Source organism: Streptomyces beijiangensis (genome assembly GCF_017315755.1).
Taxonomy (GTDB): Bacteria; Actinomycetota; Actinomycetes; order Streptomycetales; family Streptomycetaceae; genus Streptomyces; species Streptomyces beijiangensis.
Genome location: NZ_JAFLRJ010000335.1, coordinates 1 through 636, shown reverse-complemented (window position 1 = coordinate 636; position 636 = coordinate 1). Strand labels below are relative to the sequence as shown.

Below are 636 nucleotides of genomic sequence, written 5' to 3'. Positions count from 1 at the left end.
CCCGGCGCGCCCGAGCAGGCCGGGGTCTGCATCGAGATGGTGCGGCACTGTGCGGAGACCGGGGTTCCGGTCTTCGGGGTCTGTCTGGGCATGCAGTCGATGGCGGTGGCGTACGGCGGTGTGGTCGGGCGCGCTCCCGAGCTGCTGCACGGCAAGACCTCGCTGGTGACCCACGAGGGGGCGGGCGTGTTCGCCGGGCTGCCCTCGCCGTTCACGGCGACCAGGTACCACTCGCNNCCAGTGCGGGGATCCGGGCGCCGTCGCGCGGTCGGTGGGGCTCGCGCCGGTGGTGGGCAGCAAGGGCGCGGCGTGACCGCACTCCGCCCCGAGCACGACGCCGCCGGGCATGAGTACGACCCGCTGACCGACCCGCTGCCGCCGGGCGGGCACGGCTCGCCGTGGTTCCGCGCGGAGGGCAACATGGCGCCGGGGGCGCCCGAGCCCGCGGCGCAGCAACCTGTACCGGAGCCCGCCGTACCGGAGCCCGCTGTGCAGGAGCAGTGGTACGAACCGATAGCTGAGCCCGCGCCTGTGCCGGCTCCCGCACCTGCCGCGGCCGAGCCGATCTCCGAGCCGATAGCCGTCCCGGTCCGGGCACGGGACGACGAGACCGTGGCCCTGCGGAAAGCCGAGCCC

The 636-nt window shown here is 75.4% G+C and carries 1 pseudogene; it reads left to right on the top strand.

Going from position 1 to position 636, the window contains the following annotated elements:
• Window positions 1-234: pseudogene (locus tag J0695_RS29560) on the top strand (glutamine amidotransferase-related protein); the annotation flags it as partial.
• Window positions 235-636 lie beyond the last annotated feature (402 nt).